Origin of the sequence: Aliihoeflea aestuarii, assembly GCF_024105665.1 — a bacterium.
Lineage (GTDB): Bacteria > Pseudomonadota > Alphaproteobacteria > Rhizobiales > Rhizobiaceae > Aliihoeflea > Aliihoeflea aestuarii.
The window spans coordinates 323,216-344,511 of record NZ_JAAAMK010000001.1 but is presented as its reverse complement, the minus strand read 5'-3'; the positions used below and the strand labels follow the sequence as shown (position 1 = coordinate 344,511).

Annotated in this window: 18 protein-coding genes and 1 tRNA gene; 6 read left to right on the top strand and 13 right to left on the bottom strand. The window is 63.4% G+C overall.

Annotation, left to right across the window (positions count from 1 at the left end):
* Position 1 precedes the first annotated feature (1 nt).
* Positions 2 to 3,175: an ATP-binding protein gene (locus tag GTW25_RS01665; protein ID WP_252910245.1), complete on the bottom strand. Its 3,174-nt coding sequence runs from the start codon at positions 3,173 to 3,175 to the stop codon at positions 2 to 4.
* A gap of 242 nt (positions 3,176 to 3,417) precedes the next feature.
* Between GTW25_RS01665 and GTW25_RS01660 the strand changes: the two genes are divergently transcribed.
* A complete protein-coding gene (locus GTW25_RS01660) occupies positions 3,418 to 3,876 on the top strand; it encodes a phasin (protein WP_252910244.1) in 459 nt (152 codons plus the stop codon).
* Between the two features lie 241 nt (positions 3,877 to 4,117).
* Positions 4,118 to 4,194 (top strand) — tRNA-His (locus GTW25_RS01655).
* 514 nt (positions 4,195 to 4,708) lie between these two features.
* Here the strand turns inward: GTW25_RS01655 and xseA are convergent.
* Together xseA and GTW25_RS01645 are read right to left on the bottom strand one after the other, a co-directional pair.
* Positions 4,709 to 6,262: an exodeoxyribonuclease VII large subunit gene (gene xseA / locus GTW25_RS01650; protein WP_252910243.1), complete on the bottom strand. Its 1,554-nt coding sequence runs from the start codon at positions 6,260 to 6,262 to the stop codon at positions 4,709 to 4,711.
* Positions 6,263 to 6,307: 45 nt separating this feature from the next.
* The gene (locus tag GTW25_RS01645) at positions 6,308 to 7,270 is read right to left on the bottom strand and encodes a LysR substrate-binding domain-containing protein (RefSeq protein WP_252910242.1); all 963 of its coding nucleotides are present in this window, start codon (positions 7,268 to 7,270) and stop codon (positions 6,308 to 6,310) included.
* A 207-nt stretch (positions 7,271 to 7,477) separates the two neighbouring features.
* On the opposite strand from GTW25_RS01645, the gene GTW25_RS01640 reads away from it, so the two are divergent.
* Positions 7,478 to 7,765, top strand: a complete 288-nt coding sequence (locus GTW25_RS01640; protein ID WP_252910241.1) for a DUF1127 domain-containing protein — start codon at positions 7,478 to 7,480, stop codon at positions 7,763 to 7,765.
* A gap of 85 nt (positions 7,766 to 7,850) precedes the next feature.
* Here GTW25_RS01640 and GTW25_RS01635 read toward each other — a convergent pair whose 3' ends face one another.
* The 6 genes from GTW25_RS01635 to GTW25_RS01610 all read right to left on the bottom strand — a co-directional run bounded on the left by GTW25_RS01635 (position 7,851) and on the right by GTW25_RS01610 (position 13,580).
* Positions 7,851 to 8,651 (bottom strand): DUF937 domain-containing protein, encoded by an 801-nt coding sequence (locus GTW25_RS01635; RefSeq protein ID WP_252910240.1) that lies wholly within the window; start codon positions 8,649 to 8,651, stop codon positions 7,851 to 7,853.
* Positions 8,652 to 8,728: 77 nt separating this feature from the next.
* Positions 8,729 to 9,856: a class C beta-lactamase gene (ampC, locus tag GTW25_RS01630; protein WP_372493046.1), complete on the bottom strand. Its 1,128-nt coding sequence runs from the start codon at positions 9,854 to 9,856 to the stop codon at positions 8,729 to 8,731.
* Positions 9,857 to 9,984: 128 nt separating this feature from the next.
* Positions 9,985 to 11,358, bottom strand: coding sequence for a glutamate--cysteine ligase (locus GTW25_RS01625; protein WP_252910238.1), 1,374 nt, complete (start codon positions 11,356 to 11,358; stop codon positions 9,985 to 9,987).
* 289 nt (positions 11,359 to 11,647) lie between these two features.
* Entirely contained in the window at positions 11,648 to 12,382 is a 735-nt protein-coding gene (locus tag GTW25_RS01620; RefSeq protein ID WP_252910237.1) for a 16S rRNA (uracil(1498)-N(3))-methyltransferase, read from the bottom strand.
* 60 nt (positions 12,383 to 12,442) lie between these two features.
* Positions 12,443 to 12,862 (bottom strand): EF-hand domain-containing protein, encoded by a 420-nt coding sequence (locus GTW25_RS01615; RefSeq protein WP_252910236.1) that lies wholly within the window; start codon positions 12,860 to 12,862, stop codon positions 12,443 to 12,445.
* Between the two features lie 73 nt (positions 12,863 to 12,935).
* Complete coding sequence (locus tag GTW25_RS01610; protein ID WP_252910235.1) at positions 12,936 to 13,580, bottom strand: DNA-3-methyladenine glycosylase I; 645 nt, start codon at positions 13,578 to 13,580, stop codon at positions 12,936 to 12,938.
* Positions 13,581 to 13,759: 179 nt separating this feature from the next.
* On the opposite strand from GTW25_RS01610, the gene GTW25_RS01605 reads away from it, so the two are divergent.
* The 3 genes from GTW25_RS01605 to GTW25_RS01595 all read left to right on the top strand — a co-directional run bounded on the left by GTW25_RS01605 (position 13,760) and on the right by GTW25_RS01595 (position 16,639).
* Complete coding sequence (locus GTW25_RS01605) at positions 13,760 to 14,539, top strand: L,D-transpeptidase (protein ID WP_252910234.1); 780 nt, start codon at positions 13,760 to 13,762, stop codon at positions 14,537 to 14,539.
* A 181-nt stretch (positions 14,540 to 14,720) separates the two neighbouring features.
* On the top strand, positions 14,721 to 15,584 hold the full coding sequence (locus GTW25_RS01600; RefSeq protein WP_252910233.1) for a bile acid:sodium symporter family protein: 864 nt from the start codon (positions 14,721 to 14,723) through the stop codon (positions 15,582 to 15,584).
* A 92-nt stretch (positions 15,585 to 15,676) separates the two neighbouring features.
* The gene (locus GTW25_RS01595) at positions 15,677 to 16,639 is read left to right on the top strand and encodes a Bug family tripartite tricarboxylate transporter substrate binding protein (RefSeq protein ID WP_252910668.1); all 963 of its coding nucleotides are present in this window, start codon (positions 15,677 to 15,679) and stop codon (positions 16,637 to 16,639) included.
* 4 nt (positions 16,640 to 16,643) lie between these two features.
* Here GTW25_RS01595 and glcF read toward each other — a convergent pair whose 3' ends face one another.
* The 4 genes from glcF to GTW25_RS01575 are packed head-to-tail and all read right to left on the bottom strand — an operon-like array spanning position 16,644 to position 21,215.
* Complete coding sequence (glcF, locus tag GTW25_RS01590) at positions 16,644 to 17,945, bottom strand: glycolate oxidase subunit GlcF (RefSeq protein ID WP_252910232.1); 1,302 nt, start codon at positions 17,943 to 17,945, stop codon at positions 16,644 to 16,646.
* Positions 17,945 to 19,147, bottom strand: coding sequence for a glycolate oxidase subunit GlcE (gene glcE, locus GTW25_RS01585; protein WP_252910231.1), 1,203 nt, complete (start codon positions 19,145 to 19,147; stop codon positions 17,945 to 17,947). Before glcE ends, glcF begins: the two co-directional genes overlap by 1 nt.
* Positions 19,144 to 19,716, bottom strand: coding sequence for a winged helix-turn-helix domain-containing protein (locus GTW25_RS01580; RefSeq protein ID WP_252910230.1), 573 nt, complete (start codon positions 19,714 to 19,716; stop codon positions 19,144 to 19,146). Before GTW25_RS01580 ends, glcE begins: the two co-directional genes overlap by 4 nt.
* A gap of 2 nt (positions 19,717 to 19,718) precedes the next feature.
* Positions 19,719 to 21,215 carry an FAD-linked oxidase C-terminal domain-containing protein gene (locus GTW25_RS01575; RefSeq protein ID WP_252910229.1) on the bottom strand — a complete coding sequence of 499 codons (1,497 nt, stop codon included), beginning with the start codon at positions 21,213 to 21,215 and terminating at the stop codon, positions 19,719 to 19,721.
* Positions 21,216 to 21,296: the final 81 nt, after the last annotated feature.

The following is a 21,296-nucleotide window of genomic DNA, read 5'->3' as shown; positions in this document are numbered from 1 at the left end:
CTCAATCCGCCAGCACGCGCGTCGCCGGAAAGTCGATCTCGACCAGCGTGCCCTCATCGGGCTTCGAACTGATCGTAAACCGCGCGCGGTTCGCCTCCACCAGCGCCTTCGTCAAGGGCAGGCCGAGGCCGGTTCCCTCGCGGTGGCTGCGCTTCAGCGCGTTGACGCGCTTGAACGGCTTCAGCGCCTGGTCGATCTCGGGTGCGGTCATGCCGATGCCCGTGTCGCGCACCCGCACGGCGATCCCGCCATCGGGCTCCAGCGCGGTCGACAGGATCACCTGACCGCCTGCCGGCGTATAGCGAACGGCGTTCGACAGAAGGTTGAGCGCGATCTGCCGGATCGAGCGCAGGTCGGCGACGACGTCCGGCAGGCGCGAGGCGAAGGACGAGCGGATGATGACGCGCTCGCGGTTCGCCTGCGGCTGCATCATCGCCACCGCCTCGCCCAGAACCTCGTTCAGCGAAACCGCCTCATAGTTCAGTTCCTGCTCGCCCGCCTCGATCTTGGAAATGTCGAGCAAGTCGTTGACGAGGTCGAGGACGTGATTGCCGGAGCGGCTGATGTCGCGCAGATAGTCGCGATAGCGCTCGGTGCCGATCGGGCCGAAGCTCTCATTGATGATCAGTTCGGAAAACCCGATGATCGCGTTGAGCGGCGTTCGGATTTCATGGCTGATCCGGGCAAGGAATTCGCTTTTTTGCGACGAGGCGCGCTCGGCCTCCGCACGGGCGTGGGTGAGGCTTTCCTCCGCTTGTTTCCACTGCGTAATATCGCGCAGGACGGCACAATATCCACCCTCCATCGGCAGGCGGCCGATCGTCATGAACAAGGGAATGAACCCGCCTTCCGCCTCGCGGCCGATCACCTCGCGTCCGTCATTCATGATGGCGTCGACGCCGCTCCCGGCGATCCGCTCGACATAGTCCTGCGCGCTGCGCTGGCTTTCGATCGCGAAAAGCTCTCGAAATGCGCGGCCCTCGACCGTCCCACTGTCGAACCCGAACAGTGCTTCGGCAGGCTGCGAGATGGAGCGGACGGCAAAATCGTTGTCGATCAGTACCACGCCATCGGTCGCCGTATCGATGATCGTCTGGAATTGCGCCAGATGCGCGCGCAATTCTTCGTTCTGGTCGTCTTCCGCTGAAACCGTCCCCGCCTGCTCCTGCGCAAACAGAGTCAGCATCAGCGCCTTGCCGCCATGCCAGGGAACGGCGTGCAAATGCGCCTTGACCGGCACGTCCATGCCATCGGCGCGCCTCAGCGCGAGAACGCCGTCCGACGTTTCCGTCTCCGTTCCAAAAAGGGCGTCGAGGCCGCCGGCTTCGGCGAAGGCGGCGAGCGAGACAAACCCGGTCAGGTCGAAAAAGGCGGGATTGGCGAAATGCAGCCGCTCGCCCGAATGGATCAACGTGGCGACGGGCAGATGACCGATCAACTGGTCTTCGATACCCGGCGTCTCGGTGGATTTCGTCGCGAAGGCGGACGGCAGGAAATGCAAGGTCGCCGCGGCAGGGTGCGCATTGTCGTCGTCTTCGGCCTCCTGCGCGATCAACGCAGCTTCGCTCTCCCGGTCGTCCAGCCGCGCATCAGCCAGATGGACGATCGTCGCGCCGCCCGCCATGTCTGCGTCGCTTTCGATTTCGAGCGTGTCATCATCCGGATCGTTTTCGGCAAAACGGGCGCGTTCCTGCGCCTGCCGCTCCGATGTCGCCTCGTCTTCGGATGCGTCGGGTTCGGACGGACCTACCTGGCTCTTCAGCTTCGTTCCGATCTCTCGAAACGTTTCGCGGTCTCCCGGCGACAATGACTTCGTCGAACTTGTCGGCCGCTTGTCGTCGAGGCGGACGATGTTGTCGTCCGCGTCCACTGTCTCGCGGTTTTCCGGCTGTGACGGTCGGTCGGCAATGGGAGGGCCGGCCAAGGCAAGGCCGAGCGCATCCGCATCTTCGACGGCGTCGGCCATCCGCACGACGCCGAATCCGCGAAAGCCTTCGAAGGTCCGGTCGCGGTCGTAGACGGGAAGCGCGGCGAGATCGACCGGGACTTTCAGCGTGTGATTTTCCACCGGCCAGAGCACGGTGCGACCCGACCAGGTGTCGCGGCGATCCAGAAGAGCGGAAATCTCCTCATCGAGGTCGAAGCCGAAGACGGTTGCGACATCGCGAAAGCTGCGGCCGATGATGTCGGCCGCGTTCGGCCCGACGGCCTCGACGAATTCCGGGGAGAGTTCGCTGAAACGTCCGTTCGCATCGCTCCGCCATACGAAGCGGATCGGCTGCGCCGACAGGTCGCGCATACGGGGCGTCGTGCTTTCGCGTTCGGAAAAAGACGCCGGTGAGGTGCTCTCGACCTGCGCGGAAGGCGTGTCGTCGGAGGTTTCGGCATCGCCGGAAACCGGCGTTTCAGACGGCACGTCCTGCGCGAAAACTGCCTGCGAAGGTTCAGGCGGCCGTTCGGTCGCCATTGCTGCCGGAACCGGTTCGTCCTCGATATCGCTTTCCTCTTCGACCGGTTGAAGTGCCTGCGTGGTGAGAAGCAGGTGCATGGCCGGCTCGTCGGTCAAGCGCGCGAAACCGACGGGCAGGACCCCGCCGTCCACGTTGACGAGGGTTTTTACGAGGCGGTCGCGTTTGCGCGCGACGCTTTCGACCAGTCGCCCGAGCGCGGTTTGGGTCAGCCCAAGCGTCTCAAAGCCGACACTGGCCGCAATCGATGCGCCGTCCGGGCCGACAAGTGCCGCCGCATAGCCGGCATCGGAGAATCCGCTGATCGCCGCTGCCATGCTTGCGGATTGTCCACCGGCGCGGTTTGCCGGCTGGCACAGCATGATTGCAAGTTCACCGCGCGGCAGGCGCAATTGAGCCGCTTCCAGCGTCACCATGCGACTCGTCGCGCCCTGGCTCAGCCGCAGCGAAATCGCGCGGTCGGTGCCTATACGCGGAAAGCCCGACAGGGACGCGATCTGACGCCTTGCCTGCACCGCAAGCCCGGCATCGCTGTCCATCGCGCTTTCGATGTCGCCATGACCGAACAGGGCGGCTCCCGGCCCGTTCGCCCAGATAACCTTGTCGAGCTCAGGGTTGAGAAGCACGACGGCGTCACCGCGCGCGAAACGCTCGCGCACGCCGTTGAGAACGGCGATGTCGATGAAGGAATGGCCCGCAGCCGTCATCTTATACCTGTGCTCAAGCAGTGTCCTGTCATTTAACCCTTCGTTAATAAAAGCGCTTCGGCTCCGCGTCCACCTTGGGGGCAGTGGTGAGCCGCTTCGATTGGAGATGTGGTTAATCCTCGGGCAGGTCATGACGCGTTGCACGCGTTCATATTGCATTGCACAAAAAAATGGCTATAGTTCCCGAAGATCGCGGTCGATAGCGACGGAAGGGCCGCGCCAAACCTGAAAAGGGACGTTCAATGAGCAAGACCGCCGCCACCCAGACCGCCGAAATTATCGACACTGCCGCGTTTGACGCCAGCAAGGCAACGGACCAGTTCCGCGCATTCGCGGAAAACGGACTCGAACAATCCCGGCAGGCCTATGACAAGATCAAGTCGCATGCCGAACACACCCAGCAATCGCTGGAGACGACCTTCGAAACGGCCAAGCAGGCCGGCAGCGAATTGTCGCTGAAGTCGATTTCGGCCCTGCGCGCCAATAGCGAGCTGAGCTTCGCGCATTTCGAAGCGCTGGTTAAGGCGAAGTCCATCTCCGAAATCTTCGAATTGCAGACGGCTTTCGTGCGCAAGTCGATGGAGCTCGCCATCGAGCAGGCCAAGGATTTCCAGGCGACTTCGACGAAGGCGACCGAAGACGTCATCAAGCCCATGAAGAGCGCTTTCGAAAAGTCCATCAAGGACCTCGAGGCCGCCTGACGGGCGAGTGTCTATGCCCTGGCGAAACCTTCTCCCTTTCGCCGGGCGCCTGACCTGCCGTCCTCCCGGCGGGCTCGAACGAAGGCCGGGCTTTCTCGCTCGGCCTTTTGCTTCCAAGGGATCGCATCCCATGGAGCCGAGCAGTTGCCGTTCCGACAGGGGTTTTTCCTGCCGCACCGTGCCATTCCCGCTTGAAATCGCGGCTGAATGCCCGTAATAGGCAGCCCAACCAGTCGGTCGTGCGGTTGTAGCTCAGCTGGTTAGAGCGCCGGATTGTGGATCCGGAGGTCGCTGGTTCAACCCCAGCCAACCGTACCATTCTCTCTTGAACATCGGTTCGCCCCTCCCGCTCGTCGACAAACTCGGTCGGTCTTCGCTTTGAGTGTCGCAATTGCATTGCGGGTGATTGCGTCTAAGGTACACTCAAAGAGAGGGCGACGATGCGGAGCGAGTATCCCAAGCAGCGTCCGCGAGGTCAAAGCGGCAAATGGCTTTTCGGCATTGTCATCGTCGCAGGGCTAATGGGACTCGCCTTGATCCTGTACTTCCAATGAACTCGCATGCCGCCCACACAGCACGACGTCTTGCGCAAGAGATTCGAATGCGTTCAGATGGGCGAATGACCATATCCCTTCCATTGCGAACCATTGCAGCGATAGCGATTGCGGCTGTTTCATTGCAGGCATGTGGCGCGGGCGGAATGGCGCGTGCTGTGACGACTGCCGGGGGTGGCTTTGATCGGGGCGCTTGCCTGTCCGAACAGTTCCGCACGGGCCAGCCTTGCGATCAGGATGAGTTTTCTTCCGCCCAACCGGGCGAGTGATCCGTTTCTCTAGAAAAGCGAGCCTTGTCCGGCGGGACCGGAAGGCTTCGTCTTGGCCTTTGGCCGTACCGGCGCATCCCCTGCCGTGATGGCGGCAACATCACCATCGGCAAAACGGATCGATACGGCATCGCCGGCAGATACCTCCAGAGCGCGCTTTACGAGTTTGGCTTCGCTGTCGAGCACGACCGCAAAGCCGCGTTCCAGGATTTTCGTATAGGAGAGTGAACCGGCGAGCCGCGCCGCCTGCTCGAAGCGCTGGCGCCGCCTTTCGATTGCCCGGTCGATCGACTGCCGCTGTCGCTGTCCGAGACTGTCGGCCCTTTGACCCGCCGCTTCGAGCCGGCGCAGCAGGGCAGACGGCGTCACGCGCATCGCATCGCGCGCCAGACGGTTGCGCCGGTTGGCGACCATCGCCTCGAAGCAGTTCGGCAACCGTGCCGCCGCGCGCTCGCTGCGGGCCTTCGCGTCCGTCAGTCGTCGCGATAGCACGGCCGGCGACAGGCGCAGGCCGCGCAGGCGCAGCTTCTTCGCCTCGGTGCTCGCGACGAGCGCGCGTTGCAGCCGGCTTGCCGCCTCGTCGAAACGTCGGCGCGGAAGAGCAAGAAGCATATCCGCCGATGGCAGCGCGCGGGCGGTCGCGCGCAGTCCGTCGCGTTTCCTTTGCGTGCTGCGCGAGACGGCTCCCTTGAGCCGCGCCGAAAACCGCGCGACGGCAGCTTCCAGATCCGCCTTCACGGGCACGGCCATCTCGGCGGCGCCCGTCGGCGTTGGCGCGCGGCGGTCCGCGACGAGATCGATCAGCGTCCAGTCGGTCTCGTGGCCGACGGCGGAGATGATGGGGATTTGCGAAGCTGCGACGGCGCGCACTACCGCCTCGTCATTGAAGCCCCACAAATCTTCCAGACTGCCGCCGCCGCGCGCGACGATCAGGAGATCGGGACGCGCGATGCCGTCCGGCAGCGCATTGAAGCCGGCGACCGCGCTCGAGACTTCCGCGCCCGTGGTGTCGCCCTGGACGCGAACCGGCCAGACGATGACATGCACGGGGAACCGGTCGGCAATGCGGTGGATGATGTCGCGGATCACGGCTCCGGTCGGCGAGGTGATGACGCCGATCGTGCGGGGCATGAAGGGAAGGGGCCGCTTGCGCGCGCTTTCGAACAATCCCTCGGTGGCAAGCCTGCGCTTGCGCTCCTCCAGAAGCGCCATCAGCGCGCCGGCGCCGGCCGGCTCGATATTGTCGATGACGATCTGGTATTTCGACGATCCGGGATAGGTGGTGAGCTTGCCGGAGGCGATGACTTCCATGCCCTCTTCGGGCCGGAACTTGAGCTTCGTGAACGTCCCCTTCCAGACCACCGCCTCGATGCGGGCGCGATCGTCCTTGAGCGAGAAATACGCATGGCCCGACGAGTGCGGGCCGCGATAGCCGGAGATTTCGCCGCGCACGCGCACATTTCCGAACGTATCCTCGACGACGCGCTTCAGCGCGCCGGAAATCTCGGAGACGGAATATTCGCTCGCATTGGTGCGCGAATCGGAGGTCGCAGGATCAGACATGCCGGACTCGTAAAACGTTGGCGCGTAGCTTACCAGCCCGCCGCCCTACCAACCGGGAAGCATCTGGCCCGGCCGAAGCCGCTTGGCGCGCCCGTAGGCGATGCCGGCAAAGTCGAAATGCCCGGCCTCGTCGGTCGCCGGCGGCACGACGGAGATGTTGTCGAGACTTTCGGAAATGTGGCGCGCCAGCGCGTCCACGATCTGCGGCTGGCTGGAATGACCGCGCAAAATGCCGATCCGGCAATCCGGCAGCGCGCCGAACCCGTCGGATTCGCCGAGGATCCGCATGCCGGGCCGCAAGGCGCATTCCGGCAGGACCGAGACGGCGAGCCCCGAAAGGACGGCCGACATGATGACGGTCGCCGACCAACTTGTGAAGATGATGCGATAGTCGCGGTTCATCGCGTCGAGCATGTCGCAGGCCGTGCGCCGCCAAAGGCAGCTCGGGCGGCCGAGCGCAAGCGGCAGCACTTCTTCCTGGTGTACTTCGTGGTTCATCGAGCCGACCCACAAAAGCGGCTCGCGCCGCACGACTTCGGAACCGCGTGCGTCGTCATGGGTGATGAGCGCGATATCGAGCTGTCCGCGCTTGATCTGCTCGACCAGATTGGCGGTCGGCTCGCAGGTCACCGACAATTCCACGCGCGGATTGGATCGCAGAAACCGCGCCATGATCTCCGGCAGGAAACGGTCTGCGTAATCGTCCGGCGTGCCGATGCGGATGTGACCTTCGAGCGACGCGTCGTCGAAAGCGGCGAGCGTTTCGCGGTTGAGCCGGATCAGGCGGCGGGCATAGGACAGCAGCCGCTCGCCATCCTCCGTGAGGCGGTTCGTGCGTCCGTCCTTGGCGAAAAGCTGCTTGCCGACCCGCTCTTCGAGCCGGCGCATCTGCATGGAAACCGCCGACTGCGTGCGGTGAACCTCTTCCGCCGCGCGCGTGAACGAGCCCATATCGGCGATTGTGATGAAGGTATGCAACTGGTCGAGATCGAGCGGTGCCGCTGCCATGGGATCAATCCATCATGATCATTGATGCTAAATATTAGAAACATTCGTTCGACTAATCAATCGAAGCAGCGCATCTTCGACCGTTCCCACATGCCGGCTTTTCGGCGGGCGGCACCTCTTTTTGGTGGTGCGCCCGCGCGGGAAGACGCGCGCCTCAACCAGACTGTGGAGCCGATCGCATCGCATCCATCGAAAAGGAGACCTGCCATGACCGCCCTCGATCACACCACGACATATGCCGGTGCCGCCCCGTCGCGCACGGATGTGGCGTCGCGCGTGGCGAACGGGCTCAAGGCAGTTCTGCGCGCGATGCTCAATCGACGCCATCTGGGTAGTCTGAACGAGCTTTCGGATCACCAACTGGCCGATATCGGCCTCATGCGATCCGATCTCTTCGAAGCGAAGCTGGCGAGCATGTCCGCCGATCCGACCGCGACGCTGAGCGCGTTGTCGCAGCGGCGCGCCGAAGAACGGATGGCCCGGCGCGTCTGCTGACGTTCCACCACGCAGGCGCTCCCACGCCGCCGGTTCCCTCCCGGCCGCCTGCATTTTGCCCGGTCTCTCGCGAGGCCGGGCTTTTTTATTGCCGCGGCCTGGCGTTCGCGAAGAAGTCGTCGACGAGTTTCGTCATGGTCTTCTGGTAATCTTCCTGCTGCTTGCGGCCCGTCTCGAACATCTCGCCGAAGAAATTCTCGAACGGAAAAGGCGTCGGCTCCTGTTTGGCCGTCGGCTCATCCGGGCGCGCCGGCGGCGTCATCTGCATCATGTCCTCGAACATCTTCATGAACGGGTTGCCGGCGAAGGGATCGGGCACGGCCTTCGGCTTTTCCTGCGCCTTCGGGGCGAACATGTCCTGCATCATCCTCGCATAGGCATCGAAAGGATTTGCGCCGTTGTCGGCCTGCGGCGCCATCTTTTGGAAGGCGTCCAGAAACGGGTTGGAACCGGCCCCCGGCATCTGCCCTGTCGCCTGCTTGAAGAAGCCGCCCATCATCATGGCGGCGAGCGACGGCATGATCTGGCGATAGGCTTCCTGCGCGATCCCCGTCGCCTGCGCGGCCTGGGCCGCCACCGCGCGCGACAGTTCCTTGGAACCGAACAGCTGGCCCAGAACGTCGTTGCCGGCCGCCACGCCCTCGGGCGTGAAGGCACGGGCCGCGTCCTCGAAATATTTGGCGTATTGCCCGCCGCCCATCGCGCCCATGAATTGCGAGAAACCAAACGGGTCGGCCGTGTTGCGCTTCAACGCTTCGGAAAATGCGGGCAGAAGCGCTTCGAGCGCGAGTTCGCCTTGCTGGCGGGTCAAATTGACCTGCCGCGCGAGAAGTTCGGCAACGCGTCCGTTCTGCACCTTCATCATCATGTCGTAGAGCGGCAGCATCCTATCCTCCCGAAATGCGGCGATCCTTGCAAGAGTATCGCAAGGACCGCGCGCGGCAAGGGCCAGCCGACCAACGATTACTTCGCGTCCGACAAGACTTCCAGTATCGCATGCGCCGCCTCTATGCGTGCGGCGTTCGGATAGAAGCGGTTGGCGAGCATGACCACGCCGATCTCCTCGTCCGGAACGAAAGCCACATAGGCGCCGAATCCGCCGGTCGAGCCGGTCTTGTTGAACAGCGTCGGCGCGGAGGGGCGTTCAGCCGGTTCGATCACTGTTGCCGGATGCGGTTCGCGCGCCATCTCGGTCGAGTTGCCGGACAGAAGCTGTTCTAGCGGCGCTGGGTATGGATATTGCTCCCAACCGAGACCTTGAACGAGGTCGCCGGAGCGGAAATACGCGACCTGCGTGGCTTCGACCGCGCGCTGCATGTCGCCTTCGAGGTCGTCGGGCCGGATGTTCGCTTCGACGAAGCGGATGAGGTCGGAGGCTGTGGTCTTTACGCCATAAGCTTCGCCGTCGAGAACGCCGGGATTGACGCGTACCTTGTTACCCGAACTGGAATGACCCCAGGAATAATCGGCCATCCGCGCTTCGGGAACGTGAACATGGCTCGCCGCCATGCCGAGACCCGGAAAGATTTCACCTTCGATCAACTCGCCATAAGGCTTGCCCATCGACAGCGCCGCAAGATGACCGAACAGGCCCAGGCTCGGATTGGAATAGCGCCGGATCGCTCCGGGTTCGCCGTCAGGCTGCCAGTCGCGATAATAGGCGACCATGCTCGCCTCGTCCGTCACCGTGTCGGGGAATTGAAGCGGAAACCCGCCGGCCGTATAGGTGCCCAGATGCAGGATGGTGGCGTTGTCGACCGGCGTGCCGGTGAGTTCGGGCATGTATTTTGCGGGCGTGTCCGTCAGTGAGATATTGCCGCGCTCGACGGCGTAGCCGACGAGCGTTGCGGTGATGACCTTGCTGACCGAGCCGATCTCAAACAGCGTATCGTCGTCCACGCTTCGGCTTTCGCCGCGTTCCGCCGTGCCATAGTTGAAAATATAGGACTGCCCGCCGACCGTCACCGCGACCGCCATGCCGGGAATGTCATGCGCGCGCATGATCGCCTCGATCTCGCTGTCGACCACGGCGGTGATCGAGGCGGGCGGCTCGGCCGCTCCTGCCGGAATGGCGAAGGCGGCGAATGCCATCGAAGGCGACAGTCTGGCGATGATGTTCAAGGGCGTTTTCTCCATGCGCGAGCGATTCACGCGTGCCAGAACGCCGACTCAATGTGGCCCGATAGAGGCCGCACCGCGATCATCAACATGAGAATTTGCTAATAGGCGTATTCGAGAAATGCCGGCTCGATCGATCCGCCCCAGCGCGTGTTGTAGGCGCGCACCATTTCCTCGGCGCTCGTCGTCCCGCGCGCGATAACTTCGTCGAGCGGCGCGAGGAAGCCGGTTTCGTCGTAGCCTTCGCGGTTCTTCAAGCCGCGATTGGCAAGTCCCATACGGGAAATGTCGAGGACTTCGCGTCCGATCTCGCGCAGCGTGTGATTGCGGAACGGCGTTGCGAGCCCCTGGGCTGGAACGGCATCGCGCTGTGCCAGCGCCTCGGCGAAGGTCCAATCACGCGTGAGCGCTTCGGCTGCATCGAGCGCTGCCTCGTCGTAAAGCAGTCCGACCCAGAAGGCGGGCAATGCGCAGATGCGCCGCCACGGTCCGCCGTCCGCTCCGCGCATTTCGAGAAAACGCTTCAGCCGCACGTCTGGAAACAGCGTCGACAGATGGTTCGCCCAGTCGCCCATCGTCGGCAGGCCGTCGGGAATCTCGTTGCGCAGCGCACCTTCCATGAACTGACGGAAAGTGACGTGCGTGACGTCGAAATAGCGGCCTTCGCGGATCAGGAAATACATCGGAACGTCGAGCGCCCATTCGACATAGTCGGCGAAGCCGAAATCTTCCGAAAAGCACAGTTCCAGCATGCCGGAGCGTTGGTTGTCCGTGTCGCGCCAGATATCGCCGCGCCAGCTTTGCAGGCCGTTCGTGCGGCCCTCGGTGAAGGGCGAATTGGCGAAGAGCGCGGTCGAAAGCGGCTGGAGCTTGAGCGACACCTGCATCTTGCGCCGCATGTCCGCTTCCGACGAGAAGTCGAGATTCACCTGGATGGTACAGGTGCGGTACATCATGTCGAGGCCCTGGGAGCCGACCTTCGGCATATAGGCGGTCATGATGTCGTAGCGCGATTTGGGCATGCGCGGGGTTTCGGCCAGCGTCCATTTCGGGCTGCCGCCGAGGCCGAGAAAGCGGATGCCGAGCGGCTCGGCGATCTGGCGAAGCTGCGCCAGATGCGCGTTGCCTTCGCGGCAGGTCTGGTGGATCGTCTCGACGGGCGCGCCGGAAAGCTCGAACTGGCCTCCCGGCTCAAGGCTGATCGCACCCTGTCCGGTCGGCTCGACGAGGCCGATGATGTGACCCGCATCGATGATCGGGTCCCAGCCGAGCGTCTTTTGCATGCCCTCGAGCAGCGCACGGATGCCGCGCTCGCCGCCATAGGGCACCGGCGCGTGGCCATCGACATAGAACGGGAACTTCTCGTGCTCGGTGCCGATGCGCCAGTCGGATTTCGGCTTCGAGCCGGCGGCGAGGTAGTCGATCAGTTCCGATTTCCATTCGATCGGCCGGAAATCGGTTGTGTCGCGTGCCATGAGAAGTCTCCGGAGCCGGTCGGCAAGAATCTGCGCGCTTGTTGCCCGCAAAAGCGCTGCGCGATCAAGCGAAAAATCCTGACCGTCGTATCAACGCATCTTCGTCGGCGGATTCCATGGTTGAAAGATCGAGGCATGGACCTCTGTGACGAGCACAGAGGTGACGGCATCAACGGTCAGCCAATGACAGTCGTCGGTTTAGTAGCCGCAAACCTCTCCACCGTCATTTCTGTGCTTGTCACAGAAATCCATGCCTCGTCGCACGATGCCAAGTCGATGCCTCAACAAGCTACCAATCCCCGATCGTTGCCTGAATGACGGCAAGCGCGGCGACTGCCGCCGTGTCCGCACGCAGGATGCGGGGACCGAGCGGAATGGCGGTGACGAATGGCAAGGCGCGAAGCTGCTTGCGCTCGGCGTCAGAAAATCCGCCTTCCGGGCCGACGATCAGGGCCAGCTTGCGGCCTTTCAAGGGAGCCAGCGCGCTGACCGGATTGTCGCCGGCCGCGCTTTCGTCGCAAAAGATCAGCGCGCGGCTTTCGTCCCAGTCCGCGAGCAGCCGGTCGAGCTTCACCGCCTCGCGAACCTGCGGTACTGCAAGGATGCCGCATTGCTCAGCCGCTTCCAGCGCATTCGCCTGAAGCCGGTCGATGCCGATCCTGGGAACCTGCGTGTGCTGCGTGATGACGGGCTGGAGCATGCCGGCGCCCATCTCGACGGCCTTTTGCACCATATAATCGAGCCGGCCCGCCTTGATCGGCGCGAAGCAATAGAGAAGGTCGGGAGTGGTCGGCTGCGGCCGGGTCTGTTCGCGCAGGGAAAGTCGCACGCTTTTTCTGGCGACTTCGTTGACGACCGCCAGCCACTCGCCGTCGCGTCCATTGAAGACGAGCACTTCGCCGCCCTCACGCATGCGAAGGACATTGGAAAGGTAATGGCTTTGCTGGGTAGGGAGGGCGATTTCGGCATCGACCGAAAGCGCATCCGTCACGAAAAGCCGTTGCATCTTGTAGTTCGCGCGCATGGGCGAAGGAGATGCACGAGCGGCGATGGCGCGGTCAAGCCCGCGCCATCGCCTTGAGTATTATTCCGCCGGAGCCTCGTCGCCCGATTGTTCGGCAGGCGCGGCGCGTTCGGTGCGCTCACCGCGCTCACCGCGCCAGCCGCCGCGGAACGGACGGTCCTCGCGGGTGATCCTGCCGTCCTCGTTGCGATCCATGCGCGCGAACTGGCGTTCGACGCGGTTTTCCATTGCGGCGAGGAATTCCTCGCGCGAGATCATGCCGTCGCCATCCGCATCGAGCCGGTCGAAGCGGGTTTCAGCGCGTTCGGTCATGATTTCGGCAAAGCGCGCCTGATCGAGGTTGCCGGCGCGGATTTCCTGCCGGAGTTGGTGGCGCGGGCCTTCACGGGCCGGTTTGTCCGCCTCGTTGGCGGCCTGCGCGAAAGCGGCGGTGGAAGCTGCGAAGCTGCCGATGAGAATGAGCGCGACGGTTCGTTTCATGGATGATGTCCTCGTGATGTGTCCCTGACAGGCAACATGACGAAGCGAACATTACGGCGTGCTTTCCGCTGCATTAAATCTGCGTAACGGGACGTGCCAATCGTTCCCGCTCACGTTCGATTTCCGGGCGGCAGAAGCAGCCCTCGATATGATCGTTGACGAGGCCCATCGCCTGCATGAAAGCGTAGACGGTGGTTGGCCCGACGAACGACCAGCCCTTTTTCTTCAGGATTTTGGAGATGCGCGTCGAAATCTCCGTCTTGGGATTTGCGCGCAGCGCAGCGAAATCGAAGGTCGCGGGCCGCTCGTGCGGTTGCGGCTCGAACGACCAGAAGAACGCCGCGAGCGAGCCGTGCTCGTGGGCAAGTTCTACCGCGCGGCGCGCATTGTTATAGACCGATGCGATCTTGCCGCGATGGCGGATGATGCCGGTATTGGTCAGATGTCGCTCGCTCTCGCTTTCGGAGCGGGTGGCAAGAATGCGGAAATCGAAGCCGTCGAACGCCTCGCGGAAATTCTCGCGTTTGCGAAGGATCGTCAGCCAGGACAGGCCTGACTGGAAGCCTTCGAGACACAGCTTCTCGAACAGCCGTGTGTCGCTCACCACGGGACGGCCCCATTCGGCATCGTGATAGGCGAGATAGTCCGGCAGATTGCCATGCCAGGCGCAGCGCAGCTTTCCATCGTCGCCTTCGATCAGTCCCGTCTGCTCCGTCATTCGATGCAAGCCTTTTTAATCACGGATTTACCAATGAAATGAACGCGCTGATAACCACAGCAACAGCTTTAGACGAAGATCGACACTTTATGAAAGCCGATTCATACTTCGCTTGGCATCGCTGCTGACAATGAACCCTCGAGAATGACCCGTCATCACGAGAGGGATCGTCCATGGCAATGTCGAGGAAACTTTTGGGAGCGGCGCTCATCGCGGCTCTTATGGCGACGACCGCCCATGCGCAAGATCGCTACGGCGAGCGTCCGCCGCTGGTCGTCAGCCCGGACCTGTCCGCTCCGTGGGTGATGCAGTTGCAGCGTGCGCCGCAGGGCGCTCCCATCCGCGAACGGGTCGTGCAGCAACGCGTCGTGCCCAGCGCCCGCATCGCCGTCGCCCCGTCGCCCGTCGTGCGCGCACGGCCGATGCCGGCGTCCGTTTCGGTTCAGTCCGTGTCGGCAGTGGTGCCCGTCCCGGCCGCGCCGCAAAGCATTGCGGCGGGCATCGATCCGAAATTCCTGCCGCAGCAGGTCAGCTATAATGGACCGCACAAGCCGGGCACCATCGTCATCGATACGAGCGCGAAGTTTCTCTATCTCGTCGAGGAAGGCGGCATGGCGCGGCGCTATGGTGTCGGCGTCGGACGCGAGGGCTTTTCGTGGAAAGGCTCGGAGACGATCACGCGCAAGGCAGAGTGGCCGGACTGGCACCCGCCCGCGTCGATGATCGAGCGCGAGCGCAGGAAGGGCGTCATCCTGCCCGTCCATATGGCGGGCGGCCCGGCGAATCCGCTCGGCGCGCGCGCCCTTTATCTCGGCTCCACGCTCTACCGCATCCACGGTACCAACCAGCCCTCCACGATCGGCCATGCCGTGTCGTCGGGTTGCATCCGAATGCGTAACGAGGATGTCACGGACCTTTACGAACGCGTGAAGATTGGTACAAGGGTAGTCGTCAGCTAGAAGTTGATCACGAGATTCCCGGAGAGGGGAATGGCGGTCGTGCCGGGGGGCAAACGGCCGCAGCGGTGGGGGACGGCAACGCCCCATCGCACGAAGGGCAGCGCGACCTGGCGTCGCGCTGCCCTTCGATCTTGAACGACGTGCCGGAATTCCCCCGAACCGGACCTGGGGGGGAGCCGACATGGACAGCCTGATAACAATATTTCTTCCGCTCGCGCTCGGCACGATCATGCTGTCGCTCGGCCTCGTCCTGACGCTGGCTGACTTCAGGCGCGTATTGACGAAGCCCAAAGCCTTCGTGATCGGCGTGTCGTGCCAACTCCTGCTGATTCCGGTCGTCGCCTATGTGCTCATCGCCACGTTCGGCTTTTCGGGCGAGCTTGCGCTGGGCATCATGATCCTGAGCTTTTGTCCCGGCGGGCCGAGTTCCAACATCCTGACCAAGCTTGCGCGCGGCGATCTCGCTTTGGCGATTGCGATGACCGGCGCGACGAGCCTGATCGCGGTCGTGACTGTCCCCTTGCTGGTGGCGTTCAGCGCGGAACATTTCATGGGGCTGGACGCGCCGCGCATCGACGTGCGGGCGCTCGGGCTTACCATGTTCGCCATCACGGCCGTGCCGGTCGCCATCGGCATGACGATACGCGGCCTCGCCCCTGGGGTTGCGGCCCGGATCGAGCCGGTGCTTGATCGTCTTGCCCTTGTCCTGTTCGTCGTCATCGTCGTCGGCGCGATCGCCGCCAATTGGTCGCTTTTGACCGCAAATCTCGCGCTGCTCGGCCCGCTTCTGGTGGTCTTGAACGTCATTCTGCTGTTTGCCGGACTTGGGCTGGCGCACTTGTTCCGTCTGCCGCAGGAACAGGCGACGGCCATTTCGATCGAGGCCGGCATCCAGAACGCCACGCTCGGCATCGCGATCGGTTCGCTGATCGTGGAGCGCGTCATGGCGCTACCGCCCTTCAGCCTGCCCTCGGGGCTCTACGGCGTGACGATGTATGCGGTGTCGATCCCGTTCGTCCTATGGCGGCGCAGGCTGGCGGGCTAGAAATCGATGTCGGTTTCCCCAACGGTAGTGTAGCTTGTCGCGCGCGGGCGGAGATGGGCGCGACAGGAGGACACGCGTTGAACAGGCTTCTCATGAAAGCAATCGCTGCATTCAGCGTTCTCATTTCCGGACTTTTGCCGGCAAGCGCGCAAACCGCTTTCCCGGAGCAACCGATCACACTCGTCGTGCCCTTCGCGGCCGGAGGCTCCACCGACCTTGTCGGGCGCATCGTCGCCCAGCGCATGGCTGAGGAACTTGGTCAGCAGGTCATCGTCGAGAATCGCGCGGGCGCGGGCGGCACGCTCGGCGCGACGGCGGTCGCTCAGGCCAATCCCGACGGCTACACGATCCTGATGGGCACGATCGCGACCCATGCGCTCTCGGCGTCGCTCTACGCGAGCCCGCCATTCGACCCGATCGAGGACTTCGCGCCGATCGCCTGGCTCGTAACCGTGCCGAACGTGCTCGCCGTGAATGCGGACTTCCCTGCCCAGACAGTCGAAGAGCTGATCGCGCTCCTGAAGGAAGACCCCGAGGGCTACGTTTATGCCTCATCCGGCAACGGCACGCCCCTCCATCTTTCCGGCGAACTCTTCAAGACGCTTGCCGATGTCCAAATGGAGCACATCCCCTATCAGGGATCGGGTCCGGCGCTCATCGACGTCATCGGCGGTCAGGTGCCGATCATCTTCGACAATCTGCCCTCCGCGACGGAGCCGATCCGCGCCGGTCAGTTGCGGGCGCTGGCCGTCACGACGACGACGCGCGCCGGCAATTTTCCGGATCTGCCGACGATGGAGGAGGCAGGGGTGCCGGGCTATGAGACGAATTCATGGAACGCGCTTTTCGCGCCCGCGGGTACGCCGCAAGAGGTCCTCGATATCCTGGAAGCTGCAGCGCTGGCCGCGGTCGGCGATCCCGCCGTCCAGCAGCGTCTCGAGGACACCGGTGCGATCATCGTGGCGGAGGGCGCCGGGCCGTTGGGCGAACATGTCCGCTCCGAGGTCGAGCGCTGGGGCCCGGTGATCGAAGCGGCCGGCGTCCGGATGGACTGATCTGTTAGGTCAGGGAGGCGGGCTTCGGCCCGCCATACGCCCAGTCGAGCAACGCGACAGTGTGCACGACCGGCAGAGCGGAGCCCGACGCGATCTGCGTCATGCAGCCGATATTTCCGGTCGCGACGATATCGGCGCCGGTCGCCTCGATGTTCCTGACCTTGCGCTCTCGCAGGCGGCTGGAAATCTCCGGCTGGAGAATGTTGTACGTGCCGGCCGAACCGCAGCACAAATGCCCTTCGAGCGGCTCGCGCACGGCAAAGCCGGCGGCCTTCAGCAACTCCTTCGGCTGACGCACGATCTTCTGACCGTGCTGCATCGAGCAGGCCGAATGATAGGCAACGGTGAGATGGGGCTGGATCGCGGGCGCAGGCAGATCGAGCGTGGCGAGATATTCGGTCACGTCCTTGGCGAGTTCTGAAACGCGCGCCGCCTTTTGCGCATAGGCCGGATCGAGCCGTAGCATGAAGCCGTAATCCTTGATCGTCGTGCCGCAGCCGGACGCCGTGATGACGATGGCGTCGAGCCCGCCGTTCTCGATCTGCCGCGCCCACACATCGACATTGCGCCGCGCGGCATCGAGCGCGTCGTCTTCGCGGCCCATGTGGTGGACGAGCGCGCCGCAACAGCCTTCGCCCTGCGGCACCACGACCTCGACGCCGAGACGGTTCAAAAGTCGCACCGTCGCCTCGTTGATGCCGGGGTCGAGAACAGATTGCGCGCAACCTGTCAGGAGGGCGACACGGCCTTTACGCTCCCCTTGCGCATCATGCGTGCCCGGTTTCGAAACGGGCGAAGCGGTAGGCACCGATTTGGGCGCGAGGTCGAGCATGGCGGCGAGCGGCTTCAGGCCCGGCACCGAACGGAACACACTCGAAAACGCGCGCCCGAACCCGGCAAGCTTCAGGCTCGCACGCATCCGGTTCGGATAGGGCAGGGTGGCCGCCAGCAGCGAACGGACCATGCGATCGAGAAACGGCCTCCGGTAGGTCTTCTCGATATGCGCGCGGGCATGATCGACCAGATGCATGTAATGGACGCCCGACGGGCAGGTCGTCATGCACGACAGGCAGGACAGGCACCGGTCGATATGGGTGACGACCGTATCGTCTGCCGGACGGTCGTTCTCCAGCATGTCCTTGATCAGATAGATGCGCCCGCGCGGACTGTCGAGTTCATTGCCGAGCGTGACATAGGTTGGACAGGTCGCGGTGCAGAACCCGCAATGGACGCAGGTGCGCAGGATCTTTTCCGATTCGGCGACATGCGGATCGGCAAGCTGGGCGAGGGAGAAGGAAGTCTGCATCAGTTCATCCGTCCCGGATTGAGAATGCCGGCAGGATCGAACTGCTCTTTGAGCCGGCGCGACAGCGCGCCGAGCGCCGGCGGCTGTGGCTGGAAGACCGCGCCTGACGCCCGGTAGCTCGCCGGTGCTCGCACCAGCGTCGCATGGCCGCCGCCGAAATGCGCGATCAAAGCGCGAATACCCTCGGCCTGGGGCTCGGCTTCCATCCGCGCCCAGACGAGACCGCCTTGCCAGTCATAGAAGACGTCGACGCCTGCATGAAGGCGAAGCTCGGCCACCATTTTGTAAGCCTCGGACGGCGTCATGGAGATGCGCCAGACGGGCCGCTGCGTCCCGTCCGCATAGGGTTTGCAATCGCGGATTTCACGCCAGACCTGACGCGATTGGGCCTCGTCCAGAACTTCCGTCTCGCCTTGCGAGGCAAGCAGGCCCGTCAGCGTCCGAAGCCTGTATTCGACCGATGGACCGAAGCCTTCGAGGCGCAGAAGCGTCGAGGCCCCGCCTTTCAACGCACCATCCAGCACGCGTCCGGTCACGCTCCGCGGCAGATGCGCGGCAGAGGAAATCTCGGCGCTCGAACCCATCGCCGCCGCCATCGCGAAAGCGGCGGGACCATCGTCCAGGCCGCGCAGGACGAACGTCTTTTCCGTCTCGGCTGCCGGCAGCACCTTGAACGTCACGTCGGTCAGCACGGCAAGCGTGCCCCACGAACCGGCCATTCCCTTGGAAAGATCGTAGCCCGTCACGTTCTTGACGACACGCCCGCCGGATTTGAACGCTTCCCCGCGCCCCGAAACGGCATGGATGCCGAGAATATGGTCGCGCGCCGCCCCGGACTTCAGCCTTCGCGGACCCGAAAGGTTTGCCGCGAGCGTTCCCCCGATCGTCCCTCGTCCTTCTTCGCCGCCAAGTAACGGGCCGTAATCCATCGGCTCAAACGCAAGTTCCTGCCGATGCTCCTTCAACAGAGCCTCGATCTCGGCGAGCGGCGTCCCTGCGCGCGCCGACAACACCAGCTCTTCCGGCTCATAAAGCGTCACGCCCGCCAGCCCGGACATATCGATCGCATGCTCCGTCTGCGCCGGCCGTCCGATATCGCGTTTGGAACCATGACCGAGGATTTCGAGCGGCGTTTCTTCGGATACGGCCCATGAAACGGCGTCGAGCACTTCGGCGGCGGAGGCGGGGGTGAAAGTGGTCATGTTTTCTGCTTTCGATCGCGCAGAGCAGCCTGTCCCCGAGGCGACAGCCTGTAACCGACATCGAGGCTTTCGGTGAGGCCCAGTTCTTTCAGCTTGCGAACATCGCGTTTGAACGTTTCCTTTTCCAGTCCGAGTCGTGAAGCGATCTCGCCGGCGGGGCGGGCGGCATCCTTCCCGACGGCCTCGAGTATGCGTAGATATCGCGCCGTGCCGTTCGGGCCTTCCAGAAACGTCCGGATCATCGTCAACTCGGCCTCTTCGGGATTCACATTTTCGCGCAGCGTCACGCGCGCGTCGGGCTCGATACCGATTATCTCTACCCGGTAGATGTCGCCGCCGTGGTTTGCGAGCGAGATGCGGGCGGCGTCTTGATCGGCAAATCCCGCAGAAACGGCGTCCTTTGCATCAATAGCTTCATCGTCGATTCGCTCGACCTTGCCGATGCGTAGCACTCCGATTGCTGTACGCAACCGCCCTTCGGCTTGGACTGTCGGCCGTTTCCAGCGACGAAAGGCGAGCGTGACCTCGCCCTTCTCGATTCGGTCCAGCATCGCGCGCTTGAACAACATGCTCAAAATCTCGGAATGTCTGGAAACGGCACTTGCCCGCGATGGATGTGCATGCGGCCGAGTTCGGCGCAGCGGTGAAGTTGCGGAAATACCTTGCCGGGGTTCAGCAGATGGTCGGGGTCGAACGCGCATTTGACGCGGATTTGCTGGTTCAGATCAATCTCGGTGAACATTTCGGGCATCAAATCGCGTTTTTCGACGCCGACGCCGTGTTCACCGGTCAGGACGCCGCCGACCTCGACGCACAGCCGTAAAATGTCCGCGCCGAAGGCTTCGGCTTTTTCGAGCTGACCTTGCTTGTTCGCGTCGTAGAGGATCAGCGGATGCAGATTGCCGTCGCCCGCATGGAAGACGTTGGCGACGCCGAGCCCGTATTGCTCGGACAGTTCGCGCATGCGGGCAAGAACCGTCGGCAATTCCTTGCGCGGGATCGTGCCGTCCATGCAGTAATAGTCCGGCGAGATGCGCCCGACGGCCGGGAAGGCGGCCTTGCGCCCGGCCCAGAAAATCGCGCGCTCCTCGTCCGATTGCGAAATGCGGCAGGTGGTCGAACCGTTTTGCGCGGCAAGTCGCTCCACCTCGCCGATCAGATGGTCGATCTCGGCCATCGGCCCGTCGAGTTCGACGATCAGCAGCGCCTCGACATCCATGGGATAGCCTGCATGGACGAAGGCTTCGGCCGCATGGATCGCGGGTCGGTCCATCATTTCCATGCCGCCGGGGATGATGCCCGCGCCGATGATGTCGGCAACGCATTGACCGCCCTGTTCGGAGGTGGGGAAGCCGATCAGCAAAGCGCGCGCGGCTTCCGGCTTCTGCAATATGCGCACCGTGACTTCGGTGACGACGCCGAGCAGCCCTTCCGATCCAGTCATCAGACCGAGAAGATCGTAGCTTTCCGAATCGAGATGCTTGCCGCCGAGCCGAATCACCTCACCGTCGATCAGCACCATTTCGATGCCCAGCACGTTGTTGGACGTCAGCCCGTATTTGAGGCAGTGCACACCGCCGGAATTTTCCGCGACATTGCCGCCGATCGAGCAGGCGATCTGCGAGGATGGGTCGGGCGCGTAGTAGAAGCCTTCGGCCTCCACGGCCTTGGTGATGCCGAGATTGGTCACGCCCGGCTGCGCAACGACCGTTCGGTTGGCATAGTCGATATCGAGAATGCGGTTGAACCGGCTCATGACGAGAAGCACGGCGTCTTCCAGCGGCAGCGCGCCGCCCGAAAGTGAGGTGCCCGAGCCGCGCGGCACGACGCGGATGTTGCGCTCGCTGCAATATTTGAGAATGCGCGAGACCTGTGCGGTCGTCTCCGGAAGCACGACGACCAGCGGCAACTGGCGGTACGCGGTCAGCCCGTCGCTTTCGAAGGCGCGCATGGCATGTTCGGCCTCGACCACGCCTTCGCCCGGCACGATGATGCGCATGTCCGCGACGATTTCGGCACGGCGCGACATCGTTGCCGCGTCGGGCGCGGGCATGGTCAATCCGGTCATTGCAGGTCCTCCGTCTCGCCTTATAACCGCGTGCGCCCAACTGGCCTATTGAAAAAGGAGGCCCGCAGCTTATCGTGCCGG

Bases quoted from the DNA above. Each gene is read 5' to 3' on its own strand.
- GTW25_RS01620 (WP_252910237.1), bottom strand. From the start codon at position 12,382: ATGCGCGCGAACTACAAGATGCAACGGCTTTTCGTGACGGATGCGCTT.
- GTW25_RS01615 (WP_252910236.1), bottom strand. From the start codon at position 12,862: ATGAAACGAACCGTCGCGCTCATTCTCATCGGCAGCTTCGCAGCTTCC.
- xseA (WP_252910243.1), bottom strand. From the start codon at position 6,262: ATGTCTGATCCTGCGACCTCCGATTCGCGCACCAATGCGAGCGAATAT.
- GTW25_RS01580 (WP_252910230.1), bottom strand. From the start codon at position 19,716: ATGTTGTTCAAGCGCGCGATGCTGGACCGAATCGAGAAGGGCGAGGTC.
- GTW25_RS01665 (WP_252910245.1), bottom strand. From the start codon at position 3,175: ATGACGGCTGCGGGCCATTCCTTCATCGACATCGCCGTTCTCAACGGC.
- GTW25_RS01640 (WP_252910241.1), top strand. From the start codon at position 7,478: ATGACCGCCCTCGATCACACCACGACATATGCCGGTGCCGCCCCGTCG.
- GTW25_RS01600 (WP_252910233.1), top strand. From the start codon at position 14,721: ATGGACAGCCTGATAACAATATTTCTTCCGCTCGCGCTCGGCACGATC.
- ampC (WP_372493046.1), bottom strand. From the start codon at position 9,856: ATGGCATTCGCCGCCTTCGCCATTCCGGCAGGAGCGGCCGAGCCGCCC.
- GTW25_RS01635 (WP_252910240.1), bottom strand. From the start codon at position 8,651: ATGCTGCCGCTCTACGACATGATGATGAAGGTGCAGAACGGACGCGTT.
- glcE (WP_252910231.1), bottom strand. From the start codon at position 19,147: ATGACCACTTTCACCCCCGCCTCCGCCGCCGAAGTGCTCGACGCCGTT.
- GTW25_RS01610 (WP_252910235.1), bottom strand. From the start codon at position 13,580: ATGACGGAGCAGACGGGACTGATCGAAGGCGACGATGGAAAGCTGCGC.
- glcF (WP_252910232.1), bottom strand. From the start codon at position 17,945: ATGCAGACTTCCTTCTCCCTCGCCCAGCTTGCCGATCCGCATGTCGCC.
- GTW25_RS01605 (WP_252910234.1), top strand. From the start codon at position 13,760: ATGTCGAGGAAACTTTTGGGAGCGGCGCTCATCGCGGCTCTTATGGCG.
- GTW25_RS01625 (WP_252910238.1), bottom strand. From the start codon at position 11,358: ATGGCACGCGACACAACCGATTTCCGGCCGATCGAATGGAAATCGGAA.
- GTW25_RS01595 (WP_252910668.1), top strand. From the start codon at position 15,677: ATGAAAGCAATCGCTGCATTCAGCGTTCTCATTTCCGGACTTTTGCCG.
- GTW25_RS01660 (WP_252910244.1), top strand. From the start codon at position 3,418: ATGAGCAAGACCGCCGCCACCCAGACCGCCGAAATTATCGACACTGCC.
- GTW25_RS01645 (WP_252910242.1), bottom strand. From the start codon at position 7,270: ATGGCAGCGGCACCGCTCGATCTCGACCAGTTGCATACCTTCATCACA.
- GTW25_RS01575 (WP_252910229.1), bottom strand. From the start codon at position 21,215: ATGACCGGATTGACCATGCCCGCGCCCGACGCGGCAACGATGTCGCGC.